Source organism: Paenibacillus sp. FW507-14B1B, assembly GCF_058781425.1.
Genome location: NZ_JBYSWS010000006.1, coordinates 146,960 through 161,091, shown reverse-complemented (window position 1 = coordinate 161,091; position 14,132 = coordinate 146,960). Strand labels below are relative to the sequence as shown.

The window sequence follows — 14,132 nt, the reverse complement described above, 5'->3', positions numbered from 1 at the left end:
TATAGTTGGAATAGCATGTATAGAACCAGATGAAGGGTGCGATGGTAGTGTCAGAAGCATATAAAAAGGCCGGCGTTGATATCGCGGCAGGTAATGAAGCGGTTGAACGGATGAAAAAACACGTGAAGCGTACCTTCCGTCCGGAAGTGATGACAGATCTAGGTGGATTTGGGGCCCTGTTCGGTTTAAACAAAGATAAATATGATGAGCCGGTTCTCGTTTCGGGCACCGACGGCGTTGGTACAAAGCTGAAGCTCGCATTTGCGATGGACCGTCATGACACCATCGGAATTGATGCAGTGGCTATGTGCGTGAACGACGTTGTGGTCCAAGGTGCAGAACCGCTCTTTTTTCTCGACTACTTAGCATGTGACAAAGTCATTCCGGAGAAGATTGAAGCCATCGTTGCCGGAATTGCTGAAGGATGTCACCAGTCCGGTTGTGCGTTGATCGGTGGAGAAACGGCGGAAATGCCGGGCATGTACAGCGAAGGGGAATACGATATTGCTGGCTTCACTGTCGGTATTGTGGATAAGAGTAAGATGATCAACGGCTCCAAGATTGCTTCTGGTGATGTAGTACTTGGATTGGCTTCAAGCGGCGTACATAGTAACGGTTTCTCACTCGTTCGTAAGCTGCTTCTGGAGAAAGCTGGCTTTGCACTTGATCAAGAGCTGCCTGAGCTTGGCGCACGTCTTGGAGATGTATTACTTGAACCAACGAAGATTTATGTTAAACCGCTGCTTGCACTCCTCAAAGAGATTCAAGTGAAAGGTATGGCTCACATTACAGGCGGCGGATTCATCGAGAATATTCCGCGTATGCTGCCAGAGAACGTGAATGTCGACATTGAGTACGGCTCATGGCCAATTCTGCCGATCTTTAAACTGATGCAGGACCAAGGAAGCATCTCCAATAAAGATATGTTTACAACATTTAATATGGGAATCGGCATGGTTGTTGTCGTTGCTGAGCAGGATGCAGATCAGGCGCTTCAGCTCTTGCGTTCCGCTGATGAAGAGCCTTATGTCATTGGAAGAGTTACCGATGGAGAGCGTGCGGTTACCTTTACGGGAGCGAATGTGTAATGGGATCTTACCGGATTGCGGTGTTCGCTTCCGGCAGAGGGAGCAATTTTCAGGCGCTTGTTGATGCGATGGCTAACGGCTCTCTGGGTGGAGAGATCAGTCTCCTCGTATGCGATAAGCCGCAGGCTCCCGTTGTAGAGCGTGCCCGTAAAGCAGGGATTGATTGTTTTTTGTTCCAGCCGAAGGATTATGCTTCGAGAGAAGACTACGAGCGTGAGATTGCAGCAGAGCTTGGTAAACGCGGCGTAGATCTGATCGTTCTGGCAGGCTATATGCGTCTGTTGACCTCCGTTCTGGTGGAACCATACAGTGGTCGTATGATTAACATTCATCCATCGCTGCTGCCTTCATTCACAGGGAAAGATGCCATCGGGCAGGCGCTAGCGTATGGAGTGAAGATGACGGGTATTACCGTTCATTTTGTCGATGGAGGAATGGATACGGGGCCAGTTATTGCACAACGTGCAGTCGAAATCTTGGAAGGGGATGACGAAGCATCCCTTTCTGAGCGTATTCATACCGTTGAACAGCAGTTATACCCTGAAGTCGTATCTTGGTTTACAGAAGGCCGAATTACGCTGAATGGGCGTAATGTGGCGATTACTGCACCGGTGAAGCGGTAAAACCGGACAAGGGCCGCCTTAACATCGACAAGTTCGATATTTCTCGGGAAATACTTTAGGAATTATCTCATATCGACAGCATTTACGATGAGCATAGTTGTAAATCCAATAAACGACGTTTAATCAAGTTCCATTGATCTGAATGAACTTATGATATAGGGTTCTACGGAAGATTTAGAATCGAAATATGCAAATGGAATGGCTAAAGTCACGTTTGGGGAACTTTCCACAATGATAGGGAGGAATAAATGTGAGTATCAAAAGAGCACTGGTCAGTGTGTCAGATAAAACGGGAATCGTGGAGTTTTGCCGCGAATTGGCTTCTCTGGGTGTTGAGATCATTTCAACAGGAGGAACAAAAAGCTTGCTTGCCAAAGAAGGCGTACCGGTTATCGGTATTTCGGATGTAACAGGCTTCCCGGAAATCCTTGATGGACGTGTAAAAACATTACACCCAGCAGTGCACAGCGGTTTGCTCGCGGTTCGTGACAGCAGTGAACATCAACGTCAGATGCAGGAGTTGGGGCTGGACTATATTGATCTCGTTGTTGTAAATCTGTATCCATTCCAGGAAACGATTGCGAAACCGGATGTCGAATATGAAGATGCGATTGAGAATATCGACATTGGTGGGCCAACAATGCTCCGCTCCGCGGCAAAAAACCACGCATTTGTTAGTGTTGTTGTAGATGCGGGCGACTACAGTGCGGTTCTGGAAGAAATTCGCGCGGATGGGGATACAACACTTGAAACGCGTAAACGTCTTGCAGCTAAGGTATTCCGTCATACAGGAGCATACGACACATTGATTTCTGAGTATTTGTCGAATGTAACTGGCGATCCATTGCCAGAACGTCTGAGCGTAACATATGAGAAAATTCAAGATCTTCGTTATGGTGAGAATCCACACCAGAAGGCTGCATTCTACAAGAAGCCGCTGGCAGCAGCAGGTACTTTGACAACAGCTGAGCAGCTTCACGGTAAAGAGTTGTCTTACAACAACATTAATGATGCGAATGCAGCACTGCAGATCGTGAAGGAATTTGATGAGCCGGCTGTCGTTGCGGTTAAACATATGAATCCTTGCGGTGTAGGCGTAGGCACCAATGTATTGGAAGCGTTCAAGAAAGCTTATGAAGCTGACACCACCTCCATCTTCGGTGGGATCGTTGCAGCAAATCGGACGATTGATGGGCCGACAGCTGAGCTGCTAAAGGATATTTTCCTCGAGATTATTCTTGCACCAGACTTCACACCGGAAGCACTGGAGCTGCTCACGAAGAAGAAGAATATTCGTCTTCTGAAAATGGGTGAGTTCGGTTCTGCTAAGGAACGTCAGAGTGTACTTGCTGTAACTTCAATCGAAGGCGGTATGATCGTGCAAGAGAGCGACGTTCATTCGCTTGATGTGGATGATCTGAAAGTTGTTACAGATCGTAAGCCAACGGAAGAAGAACTGAAGCAACTGCTGTTCGGATGGAAAGTCGTTAAGCATGTGAAATCGAATGCGATTGTACTGGCTGCAGATGATATGACAGTAGGTGTGGGTGCTGGTCAGATGAACCGTGTAGGCTCGGCACGCATTGCGATTGAACAAGCGGGCGACAAGGCAAAAGGAGCTGTTCTCGCTTCTGACGCATTTTTCCCGATGGGGGACACGCTCGAAATCGCAGCAAAAGCAGGAATTACCGCTGTCATTCAGCCTGGTGGCTCCGTGAAAGACGAAGAGTCCATTAAGGTGGCTAATGAGAACGGCATTGCCATGGTATTTACAGGCGTAAGACACTTTAAACACTAAAATTCAATGAGGAATCGCATATTCGGGGTAGCCCTGGCATGATGCTGCTGCCCCGGGCGGTTCCTTTGCTGTATAAATGATTCATCTCGTGAATCGATAAATGTAATGATCTTTTGGATGGAGGGGAAGCATGGACATTTTAGTAATCGGTGGCGGTGGACGCGAGCATGCGATTGTATGGGCGCTGTCCAAGAGCCCAAAAGCCGGAACCATATATTGTGCACCTGGAAATGCAGGTATTGCTCAGATTGCAGAAGTAGCACCTATCGCAGTTCATGAGTTCGAACAATTAAAAACATTTGCCCAAGAGAAAGCCGTTGGGCTTGTTGTTGTCGGGCCAGATGACCCGCTTGCAGACGGGATTGTAGATGTGTTCGAAGGGGCAGGGATTCCGGTATTCGGACCACGTAAGAATGCTGCTGAAATCGAGGGCAGCAAAACATTTATGAAAGATCTGCTTCATAAATACAATATCCCAACAGCAGCCTACGAGAAATTTGACGATTACGAACAGGCACTAGCTTACTTGCGGAGTCAGCAGGCTCCAATTGTTGTTAAAGCTGACGGACTTGCAGCAGGTAAAGGCGTTACCGTAGCGCATACCTTAGAAGAGGCAGAGCAGGCGCTTCGCGATATCATGCAATCCAAAGTGTTCGGGGAAGCGGGAAGCCGAGTCGTTATCGAAGAATTCTTAGAAGGACAAGAAATGTCGATCTTGGCTTTCGTTGATGGCGAGACGGTGAAACCGATGTCAGCTGCACAAGATCATAAGCCAGCTTACGACGGCGATTTAGGACCGAATACAGGTGGAATGGGTACATATTCTCCACTTCCACATATTTCGGATTCGATTATTGAAGAAGCGATCGAAACGATCATAAAACCGACCGCGAAGGCGATGGTATCCGAGGGTCGTGCATTCCGCGGTGTGTTGTTCGCTGGTCTAATGATTACACCGGATGGTAAACCGAAGACGATTGAATTTAACGCTCGTTTTGGTGATCCGGAGACACAGGTGGTACTGCCACGCTTAAAGACAGATCTTCTTGAAGTGTTCTTGGCAGCTGTGAATGGAACGCTTGCTGATCTTACGCTTGAGTGGAGTGATGAGGCAGCCGTGTGTGTGATTCTAGCTTCAGGTGGATATCCGGCTTCTTATCCGAAAGGTCTGGTTATTTCTGGTCTGGATGCGGAGGATTCCTCTTCGATCGTGTTCCATGCTGGAACAGCGCTTGATGGAGATGGACGAATGGTTACGAACGGTGGACGTGTTCTCGGGGTTGTGGGGCTTGGTTCTGATATTGCATCCGCTCGTGCGAAAGCTTATGAACGTGCGGAACAGATTACTTTTGAAGGAAAACAGTTCCGTACAGACATCGCAGCGAAAGCATTAATCTGAAACGGTATTTCTAGAGGATTTGCAGCATCATTCTATTATTACAAGTCATTCATTCTAGTGTAAGTAGAGGCCTGCATTTATTGCAGGTCTTTTATATTTATGGCCAGATGGATGTTGGTTTTTTTACAATAGTTGGGTAATTGTTGTATGATGTGTTCAGATAAGCATACCTAGTTACATGAATTGGAGAGGGGTAACAAGGGGATGAGAATGAAGAAAGTAATAGCACTTATAACAGCGTTCACGATCGTATTATCCATATCCGCATGTGGTGGAAAGAAAGCTGCTCCAGAAGTGGACCCACAAGCGCCGGTTGATCAACCTACAGGGGCTAAGACCGACCCACCTCCGGTTGATCAACCAGATGGAGCGTTGACGCCGCCACCACCAACAGAAGCATCGAACGGTGCCAAGACAGCACCACCAGATGCGAATGGCGCAGAATTCAAAGCTGAAGCTGATGCTAAATTGGTGGTATGGGAGAGTAAAGGAGCGGGAACTTACCCAGAAGAATTGATTAAGGCATTTACGGATAAATATGGGGTGGAGGTTACTCGGGAAGTTATAGATTCCGTCGAGCAAACAGATCGACTTGCACAAGAAGGAACATCTGCTGCAGATGTTATGACGCTCCCTAGTAGAGAACTTGGGAAAGCAGTAGAAGCCGGGCTAGTTCTGCCGAACGATCTATTTGAAGTTGAAGCAAGAAGGATGAATGCGAAGAACATAGTAGAAGGTGTATCTTATCAAGGGATTGTGTATGGATACCCCTTCGCAGCAGACACATATCTGCTGTATTACAATAAGAAACTGATACAAGAAGCGCCAAGAACGTTTGATGATGTCATTGACTTCAGTAAGAAGTTTACGAATAAAACGACCAATACATATGGCATCATGTGGGACGTTGGCAATCTTTACTTCAGTTATCCATTCCTTGCGTCAAGTGGCGGTTACATCTATGGCAAGGGTGGAACAGATATTAACGATATGGGTCTGAATAGTGCAGAGGCTCAGCGGGGTATGAAGGTATTCTCCCGTTTAAGAGAGGTTCTTCCTCTGCAATCGGATAAGCTCACACAAGAGTTCAAAAGAGAACGATTTACTTCAGATCAGCTTGCAATGGATATCAGCGGTCCTGAGATGCTAAGTGTTTATAAAAAAGCACTTGGAGATCAGTTAGGCGTTGCTCCACTTCCTGCAGTCGCGGGATATCCTGCGGTCTCCTTCGCGGATATTAAGGCTTGGTATGTGAATGCAGATAGTAAGTATCCTAATGCAGCAAAATTGTTTGCTTATTACGCATCATCTAGGGAAGCGCAGCTGAATTACAGTGTACAAACGGGGGCAATCCCGACAAATATAGAGGTGCAGCAATCGGAACACCTCCTAAGCGATCCCTATATGTCAGCGTTTATCGCTCAGCTTGGCAATGCTCAAGCCGTACCGACTCTGCCAGAGATGGATCTTGTATGGAGGCCGGTGGATGCTGCGCTAGCTGATATATGGGATAAGCAAAAAGATACGAAAGCAGCACTAGATCATGCCGTGAAAGAGATTCAAGCACAGAAATAAATGTTCTTAATGACAGAAAAAGAAGATGCCAGCGATGATATATTGCTGTGCATCTTCTTTATTATCCACGCTTAATCTATTATCCTTGAAGCTTAAATACGCGAACTTCTTTCTCGAGATCATTCACCATGGTTTCTAGCATCGTTGAGGCACTAGCAATCTCCTGCATAGAGGCCATCTGTTCCTCGGATGATGCAGCAACGACTTGAGTGTGTTCGGACGCGCTACGTCCGATTTTAGCCAACTCGCTTAGTGAATTCGATACTTGTCTGCTTCCTGCAGACATTTGCTCCGCAGAAGCAGATACTTCATGGACCTGCTCGTTGACACTTTGAAGAGCGGCAACAATTTCGCCGAAGACGTCTCCAGCCTTCTGAACGGACCCGACTCCTTGCTCTACTTGACCCATACTGGTATTCATCGCGCTTGAAACACGCGTAACATAAGTTGAAATTTCAGCCAGCATGGTGGAAATTTGTTCAGACGAGCTGCCAGACAGCTCGGCAAGCTTACGCACCTCCTGCGCAACAACGGCGAACCCTTTGCCTTGCTCACCAACTCGCGCTGCTTCAATGGATGCGTTGAGCGCAAGTAAATTGGTTTGGCCTGCGATATTAGAGATGATACTGACGATCTGTTGAATTTCATGTGACCGAGTTTCTAGTTCATTCAAGATGTCTACCGTATTGGAGACGGTCGTATGAATTTCCCTCATGTCCTTCACTGAATGTTGAATGACTTCGTTTCCAGATTCCGCTTTTTGCGCGACCTCGTATGAATGCTCAGACAACATTGAAGAATGCTCCGCAATCCGCTGGATGCCGTTCGTCATTTCCTCCATCGCTATCTGGCTTTCCATCGCAGACTGCATTTGGGTCTCAGATCCTTGGGCGACATGTTGAATAGCCATCGTAATTTCCTCAGTCGCCTTTGAGGTCTGGTCCGCACTCATGACCAAGGATTTAGAAGATTGGGACACTTTTTCTGAAGTCTGCTGGACATTCTGGATTAGGTTCCTGATGTTTCCGATCATGGTATTAAAGTTCGCAGACAGAACACTAACTTCATCTTTGTTTGTTACGTGAGCCTCAACAGTTAGGTCACCCTGAGCGGCTCTGGCGCTAAGCTCAGATAATTGGATAATCGGACGCAGAGTTAACCGCACAATGAACACTAGGAGTAAGATGAACATAAGTACGACAATGGAGCCAATGATGCTTGTTTTGATAATGACGGCCCTCTGCTGCTTGGCAACTGAGGAATAATCAAAATCGATACCGAAGATAGCGACTTCTTTGCCACTGCTATCTTTCACGGAGCTGATGACGCTGACCCAAGTACCGAATTCATCAGTATAGACTTCGGATGTTGCATATCCTTTCGCATTCATTTCAGCCAGCGCTTTTGCAAATTCACCTTTTGCTTCATACATGTCACCTGATTTCAGTCCTGAATCGTATAGTTCTTTGTTAGCTAGAATCAGCTGTATATTAACGTTATCTCCCTTTGTAGTTTCAGGTATATAGAGGTAGCTGCTGGAAATCATTTGATTATTTTTCATGCTGTCCAGCTGTTTTTGTAGCTCCATGATGTGCTCGTCTTTCAGCAGCTCTTCAGATCCAAGCATGGTCTTAGCCTTCTCGATATGAGGAATACCTTCCACAATGATATTGTGAAGCGTCCATTCCATATTAGAGAGTTCTGTTAGCTGTTGTTTTTTCATCTCTGACTGATTCAATATCGTCACGATCGCTCCTAATAAGAGAAATAACATAGCCAACATAACGATTGATTTGAACACCAAACTGTTTCTTCTTTTCATACACATCCACCTTATACGTTATATAATTCACTGTAGTCATTTCAGCCGCTTCTTGCTAACTTAGATACCTAAGTTGACAAAAGCACAGATCTGCACAGTTTTACGATGAATAATATATCGACAACTTCCTTATTTTTAATGAGGGGATTTTTTAGTGGAAGAGGACAATATGATCTTCTCTGTTGAAGTGGGGAGAATCTGAGGTAGGATCATTGTTTTGGTAAAAGAACAAAAAGCAGGTCAAGGAAGTTGATCCTTCCTAGCCTGCTTTTTCAGTGAAATTATAAAGTAACCTTGAAGTGTAGAGATACTTATTTAAAGGAAGCGTAGCCTTCGTCTGCCATAACGACACTACCATTAATCGCACTTGCTTCTGGAAGTGTTAGCAAATAGACAGAATCAGCAATCTGCTCCGGCTGTGTTAACTTGTTACCCATCACCTTAGCTTTCATCTCATCAACCATACCATTGTCTTTATAGCCTTGGATGATTGGTGTGTCTACGGCCCCTGGAGCCACGGCAACGACACGAATACCATATGGTGCGAGCTCCAGCGCAGCGGATTTGGTCATCATAATGACAGCACCTTTGGAAGCGTGATAAGCGAATGTACCTGGGGAAGCAAGAAATCCGAAGACGGATGCGGTATTAATAATAACCCCTTGGATGGATAGCTCACGCATTTTTTTACCCGCTGCAATAATACCGTGAGTGACACCATGCTGGTTCACATTAATGACACTGTGATAATCGGCTAGATTCTGGTCCAGTACGGGAGTAATACGTCCAATACCTGCATTGTTGAACATCACATCGATTCTACCGTAGGTTTGCACTGCCGTTTCTACCAAAGCTTCAACTTCTTCATACTTGGACACGTCCGTTTTGACGAAGATAGCTTCTCCACCTGTGGCTTTAATCTGATTGACGGCCTCATTACCAGCAACTTCGTTAAAGTCTGCAATAACGACTTGATCACCCTTGCTTGCGAATTTCAAAGCCGTTTCTTTACCGATTCCACTTGCTCCACCTGTGATAACAGCAACTCTTTTATTAGACATCTAAAATTCCTCCTTCAAGAAATGTAATGGGTTCGTGATTTAAATCCGTTTGTCTATGATCTTTCTATCATTATCGTAGCACTGCTTTATGTTTATATAAATTTAATTATAATTAATATTAATTAAGTATCACTTAACTGAGGTGGAGACATGAATCTCGAGCAGATGGAGTACATCGTACAGGTAGCAAAGACAGGCTCTTTAACGAATGCTGCACAGCAGTCACATGTAACCTTATCGGCTATCAGCCAGGCGATCTCATCTATGGAAGCGGAATTAGGAATAACTCTTTTTACGAGAGCGCGGGGTTCTGGAGCTATACCAACGGCTGAAGGTCAGGTTATCATTCAAAAAGCTAATGAAGTGCTAGTGAAGGTACATGAGTTAAAAGAAGAGGCCCAATCATTTAGCAATGAGTTGAGTGGTAAGTTAAAGATTGCTACTATTCCAGGACCGATGCACCTGTTGGTTGATATTATTGCAAGCTTCAAGAAAGAACATCCAAGCGTGAAGATCGAAGTATATGAAAAAGGACCGAAAGAGATTCTGCATGATATCGAACATAATCATATGGATGCTGGTCTGATTGTGCTCTCAGAGAATCTCGTTGAGAAGAATAAAGAGCTTTCTTTTGAACGCTTATGGGAAGGGAAGATCGTCGTAGGCGTCAGTAAAAATTCACCTTTATCTCTTGAGAAATCGATTACGCCAGAGAAGTTGGTGACTCAAACGTTAGTCTTATATGATGATGAACAGATTCGGGATTTTGTATCGGATTGTATCTCTTCCTTCGGAAAGCCGGATATCTTATTTATCTCGAACAACACGCAAGCCATCAACAATGCAGTTCTTGCGGGATTAGCCGTAACCCTTGGGCTTGATTATTCATTTCAGGATCGGGATCATCAGCTTGGACGTGATATCGTAGCTGTTCCCTTGGAGATTCCCCAACTAAAGCCTGTATATTACGGGTGGGTTAACGCGAAGGGAAAGCATGCGTCTCACCTATCGAAAAGGTTTATGAACAAGCTTAAATATGAACTGTAGAAGGATGGGGACGTCGTTTCATCTGGAATATCATCTAAACAAAATATAATTTTTTGTGAAAACACCCAACACGCAAGCTGACACATTGTGTATCTTTTGATATAATAAAGGAGTTACGGGGGAACACGTACGGTATATACAGATTAGATATATAGAAGAGAGAAGGCCTTCCAAGCTATTGGAGGGCCTTTTCCTATACTTTGAAACTGGAAATGAGGGGGACAGCTAGGGTTGATTTTTAAGATGAATGTGGTAATATGGAATAAAGAATCTTAATGTTAAGATAATTAGAAATTTGATTTATAGATCACTATCTGATTTAAGTATTAGTATGCAGGTTATCTGGAGGGAGATGTTTAATATGCAACATCATCATTTATATAAACAAGGGACATCCGTGGATGCAGAAACATTGTTGTTGCTTCATGGAACGGGAGGCAATGAGCAGGATTTGTTACCACTAGCGGAGATGATTTCTAAGGACGCTAACATTCTGAGTATACGAGGGAATGTATCGGAGAATGGAATGCCGCGCTTCTTTAGAAGACTCGCTGAGGGTGTTTTTGATATCGAGGATCTCATTCAGCGTACTCATGATTTGAAGGAATTTATTGATCATGCGGCTGAGAATTACAATTTTGACCGGAAACGTGTAGTTGCTGTAGGTTACTCGAATGGTGCGAATATCGCAGCAAGTCTGCTCTTTCACTATAGTGATGCACTTCAAGGTGCGGTGCTGCATCATCCAATGGTCCCGCTAAGGGATAAAGAGCTTCCAGATTTGTCTGGGATACCTGTGTTTATCGCAGCTGGCAGACGGGATATGATGTGTCCTCCGCAGGAATCGGAGGATCTAAACTCGATGCTGATCAAAGCGGGCGCGGATGTAAAGCTTCACTGGGAGCAAGGTGGGCATCAGTTGAGCCTTACGGAAGTAGAGGCTGCTGCAATCTGGTTTAAGCAGAAATTCGCATAATACGATATTACAGTTACAGAGAAAAAGGATGGCTTATTTCAATATAAGTCATCCTTTTTTGCGGTTTACCCAAGAAATTTTTAGGAAAAGTGATACAATAGGATAAATACAAGTTCAAGGGTAGACGGAAGGCATCCGCCACCCGGGCGGCGAAGTGGAGTGAGAGAATATGGAAGAAACGCAAACTCAGAAAAAAACCGTTGGTATGGAAGATATCGTACGTGCTCACCACGTGCTGCGAGAGGTGATTATTCGCACACCACTCCAGAAAGATGCGGTGCTGTCTGCCAAACACGGTTGCAATGTGTACTTGAAGCGTGAAGATTTACAGGTAGTCCGGTCCTTTAAGATCCGGGGTGCTTATAATATGATTCGCAGTCTGACAGATAAGGAACTGGCAGCTGGGATTGTCTGTGCTAGTGCCGGAAACCATGCACAGGGTGTTGCCTTCTCTTGTAATGTACTTAATATTCGCGGCAAGATATATATGCCAAGCACGACACCGAATCAAAAAGTGAAACAGGTCAAGCGATTTGGTGGAAGCAGTGTGGAGGTTATCTTAACAGGGGATACGTTCGACGATGCATATGATCAGGCTATGAAGGTATGTAACGAGCAGGGAATGACTTTCATTCATCCATTCGACGAGGCCCGAATTGTTGCGGGTAATGGAACGATCGGAATGGAAGTTATGGAAGAATTGGATGCTCCGGCAGACTATATGTTCGTGACGATTGGTGGAGGCGGTCTTGCCGCGGGTGTTGCGACATATGTGAAAACGGTCAGTCCGATGACACAGATTATTGGTGTTGAGCCGCTTGGAGCCGCTTCGATGACAGAAGCTAAGCAGCGCGGGGAAGTTGTTACACTTCATGAGATCGATAAGTTTATTGATGGGGCAGCCGTCAAGCGTGTTGGTCAGCTTACGTACGATATCTGTAATGAAAAGTTAGATGATATTGTCTTGGTACCAGAAGGCAAGGCGTGTACTACGATTCTTGAACTGTATAACGAGAATGCAATTGTTGCAGAACCTGCGGGTGCTTTATCTGTAGCAGCCCTTGATTTATATGGAGATAAGATTCGGGGTAAGAATGTAGTCTGTGTCATTAGTGGCGGTAACAATGATATTGACCGGATGCAGGAGATTAAGGAACGTTCGTTGATCTATGAAGGATTGAAGCACTACTTCATGATCAATTTCCCGCAGCGTGCGGGGGCTTTGCGAGAATTCCTAGAGGAAGTACTTGGACCGAATGATGATATAGCACGATTCGAATATACGAAGAAGCATAATAAGGAAGACGGACCTGCACTAGTGGGGATTGAGCTGATGTATCCAGAGGACTACGGTTCACTGATTGAGCGCATGAACCGAAAAGGTCTTGATTATACAGAGCTGAACAAAAACATGAACTTGTTCAATCTGTTGATCTAAATCGTTGACTTGATATATTGAGAGTATGCTCTCTATAGAAAAAGGAGTTGTCCCAAAAGTAGATTTTCTACTGCGGAACAGCTCCTTTTTATGCGCTTAGGGATTTTGAAAGTGTACGATCCGGCTTCAATGTTATCTTCGGAAAAATAACAATTTTGTCCCAATAAGACCGATGATGAATATCACAAGGCTGCCCCATGGCGGGATGACCAACACGGGAAGAACGCGACCAAGCCATACGCCTACCATGAGAATCACAACTGCGATTGCGGTATAGATACCCATGCCTCGTATATTGATTTTTCGTTTGTTCTCCTCTGGTTTAAAGGTTTCTCGGTTCATGAAATTCATAATTAGTTTGATCAGGATATAGGCACCAGCAGCAATGAGTACAAGTGTAGAAACTCGTACTTGGGACACTTTCTCCACAGATCCACCCGTCCATTGTGTAACGAACCCAATAAGAGCCTGTGCGAAAAAGAACCAAGTAAGTGCGACCCATGGAATCATAATGATGTATTGCAGCTGACTTAGGCCAGTCTGTTTCGGCAGGTTCTGCACAAGTTCTTCACAATAGGCAACTGGCTCGCTGCCAAATAGTTCTTCTGCACTTTTACCATTACGCTGCGCCTCTAGTAGGTGCTGACCGATCTCTAGGAGCAGCTCTTCTCCCCGGATTTCATTCACTGGACTCGTACGAATGTAGATAACCACATCCTCATAATATTTCAAGTTGGAAGGTGTCATTTGCTCTTGTAATCGGTTGTTCTCTCGGATCATCTGCTGTTTCTTCATGGTTGTGTACCTCCATTGCTCTAAATATGATCCACGCTATATTTCAGCGTATCCGAAGTTCTACTGAGATCTGCTCCGGGGTGTATACAAAATTGAGAATGTACAAAGTATATCACACTAGGTTGTATTGCAAGCTACGACGAGAAAAAAGTGAAGCTTTTGCAAACGAGAATAATCCACGCTCAGACTCTTAACAATATAACCAATCTTTAAACAAGTACACAAGAAAGGGTGACATCCGCATGGCTCGTGAGAACAGTGCACGTAATTCAGTAAGAGCAAGACAAGCTACTGATGAAAAAATGATTAAGGATAAGGACAAAGAGACGGCGGTTGCAGCTAATCTGTGGGGAGAAGTAGCAGAGGAAGAAGAGTGGATTAAAGGACGGCTCGAGACACGTTCTATGTTCCTTCGTAGTTATGATTAAGTACGTTATGGATTAGATTAGATCCCGTTGACAATTCGTATAAGGTGATGCTAAGATAAATTTAATTAATTCATATTAAACT

General features: G+C 44.9%; 12 protein-coding genes. 9 read left to right on the top strand and 3 right to left on the bottom strand.

Features of this window, described 5'->3' with window-relative positions; translation table 11 throughout:
• Positions 1–47 precede the first annotated feature (47 nt).
• The 5 genes from purM to AC3WJJ_RS23395 all read left to right on the top strand — a co-directional run bounded on the left by purM (position 48) and on the right by AC3WJJ_RS23395 (position 6,483).
• Positions 48–1,088 carry a phosphoribosylformylglycinamidine cyclo-ligase gene (purM, locus tag AC3WJJ_RS23415; RefSeq protein ID WP_492544308.1) on the top strand — a complete coding sequence of 347 codons (1,041 nt, stop codon included), beginning with the start codon at positions 48–50 and terminating at the stop codon, positions 1,086–1,088.
• Positions 1,088–1,711, top strand: coding sequence for a phosphoribosylglycinamide formyltransferase (gene purN, locus AC3WJJ_RS23410; RefSeq protein WP_492544306.1), 624 nt, complete (start codon positions 1,088–1,090; stop codon positions 1,709–1,711). The genes purM and purN overlap by 1 nt, the downstream gene beginning before the upstream one ends.
• Positions 1,712–1,961: 250 nt before the next feature.
• Positions 1,962–3,509 carry a bifunctional phosphoribosylaminoimidazolecarboxamide formyltransferase/IMP cyclohydrolase gene (purH, locus tag AC3WJJ_RS23405; protein WP_492544304.1) on the top strand — a complete coding sequence of 516 codons (1,548 nt, stop codon included), beginning with the start codon at positions 1,962–1,964 and terminating at the stop codon, positions 3,507–3,509.
• Between the two features lie 130 nt (positions 3,510–3,639).
• Positions 3,640–4,908 carry a phosphoribosylamine--glycine ligase gene (purD, locus tag AC3WJJ_RS23400; RefSeq protein ID WP_492544302.1) on the top strand — a complete coding sequence of 423 codons (1,269 nt, stop codon included), beginning with the start codon at positions 3,640–3,642 and terminating at the stop codon, positions 4,906–4,908.
• A 210-nt stretch (positions 4,909–5,118) separates the two neighbouring features.
• The gene (locus tag AC3WJJ_RS23395; RefSeq protein ID WP_492544299.1) at positions 5,119–6,483 is read left to right on the top strand and encodes a sugar ABC transporter substrate-binding protein; all 1,365 of its coding nucleotides are present in this window, start codon (positions 5,119–5,121) and stop codon (positions 6,481–6,483) included.
• 79 nt (positions 6,484–6,562) lie between these two features.
• Here the strand turns inward: AC3WJJ_RS23395 and AC3WJJ_RS23390 are convergent, their stop codons facing one another.
• Both AC3WJJ_RS23390 and AC3WJJ_RS23385 read right to left on the bottom strand, forming a co-directional pair.
• Positions 6,563–8,305 (bottom strand): methyl-accepting chemotaxis protein, encoded by a 1,743-nt coding sequence (locus tag AC3WJJ_RS23390; RefSeq protein WP_492544297.1) that lies wholly within the window; start codon positions 8,303–8,305, stop codon positions 6,563–6,565.
• A 311-nt stretch (positions 8,306–8,616) separates the two neighbouring features.
• On the bottom strand, positions 8,617–9,366 hold the full coding sequence (locus AC3WJJ_RS23385; protein ID WP_492544295.1) for an SDR family NAD(P)-dependent oxidoreductase: 750 nt from the start codon (positions 9,364–9,366) through the stop codon (positions 8,617–8,619).
• Positions 9,367–9,516: 150 nt separating this feature from the next.
• On the opposite strand from AC3WJJ_RS23385, the gene AC3WJJ_RS23380 reads away from it, so the two are divergent.
• From AC3WJJ_RS23380 to ilvA, 3 genes are all read left to right on the top strand, one after another.
• Entirely contained in the window at positions 9,517–10,413 is an 897-nt protein-coding gene (locus tag AC3WJJ_RS23380) for a LysR family transcriptional regulator (protein ID WP_492544293.1), read from the top strand.
• Positions 10,414–10,774: 361 nt separating this feature from the next.
• Positions 10,775–11,389, top strand: coding sequence for an alpha/beta hydrolase (locus AC3WJJ_RS23375; protein WP_492544291.1), 615 nt, complete (start codon positions 10,775–10,777; stop codon positions 11,387–11,389).
• Positions 11,390–11,558: 169 nt separating this feature from the next.
• Complete coding sequence (gene ilvA / locus AC3WJJ_RS23370; protein ID WP_492544289.1) at positions 11,559–12,827, top strand: threonine ammonia-lyase IlvA; 1,269 nt, start codon at positions 11,559–11,561, stop codon at positions 12,825–12,827.
• A gap of 132 nt (positions 12,828–12,959) precedes the next feature.
• Here the strand turns inward: ilvA and AC3WJJ_RS23365 are convergent, their stop codons facing one another.
• Entirely contained in the window at positions 12,960–13,622 is a 663-nt protein-coding gene (locus AC3WJJ_RS23365; RefSeq protein ID WP_492544287.1) for a DUF1129 family protein, read from the bottom strand.
• A gap of 242 nt (positions 13,623–13,864) precedes the next feature.
• On the opposite strand from AC3WJJ_RS23365, the gene AC3WJJ_RS23360 reads away from it, so the two are divergent.
• Positions 13,865–14,050 (top strand): hypothetical protein, encoded by a 186-nt coding sequence (locus AC3WJJ_RS23360; RefSeq protein WP_422659782.1) that lies wholly within the window; start codon positions 13,865–13,867, stop codon positions 14,048–14,050.
• Positions 14,051–14,132: the final 82 nt, after the last annotated feature.

Coding starts and splice junctions, on each gene's coding strand:
- AC3WJJ_RS23375 (WP_492544291.1), top strand. CDS start 10,775: ATGCAACATCATCATTTATATAAACAAGGGACATCCGTGGATGCAGAA.
- ilvA (WP_492544289.1), top strand. CDS start 11,559: ATGGAAGAAACGCAAACTCAGAAAAAAACCGTTGGTATGGAAGATATC.
- AC3WJJ_RS23380 (WP_492544293.1), top strand. CDS start 9,517: ATGAATCTCGAGCAGATGGAGTACATCGTACAGGTAGCAAAGACAGGC.
- AC3WJJ_RS23395 (WP_492544299.1), top strand. CDS start 5,119: ATGAAGAAAGTAATAGCACTTATAACAGCGTTCACGATCGTATTATCC.
- purD (WP_492544302.1), top strand. CDS start 3,640: ATGGACATTTTAGTAATCGGTGGCGGTGGACGCGAGCATGCGATTGTA.
- AC3WJJ_RS23360 (WP_422659782.1), top strand. CDS start 13,865: ATGGCTCGTGAGAACAGTGCACGTAATTCAGTAAGAGCAAGACAAGCT.
- AC3WJJ_RS23385 (WP_492544295.1), bottom strand. CDS start 9,366: ATGTCTAATAAAAGAGTTGCTGTTATCACAGGTGGAGCAAGTGGAATC.
- AC3WJJ_RS23365 (WP_492544287.1), bottom strand. CDS start 13,622: ATGAAGAAACAGCAGATGATCCGAGAGAACAACCGATTACAAGAGCAA.
- AC3WJJ_RS23390 (WP_492544297.1), bottom strand. CDS start 8,305: ATGAAAAGAAGAAACAGTTTGGTGTTCAAATCAATCGTTATGTTGGCT.
- purN (WP_492544306.1), top strand. CDS start 1,088: ATGGGATCTTACCGGATTGCGGTGTTCGCTTCCGGCAGAGGGAGCAAT.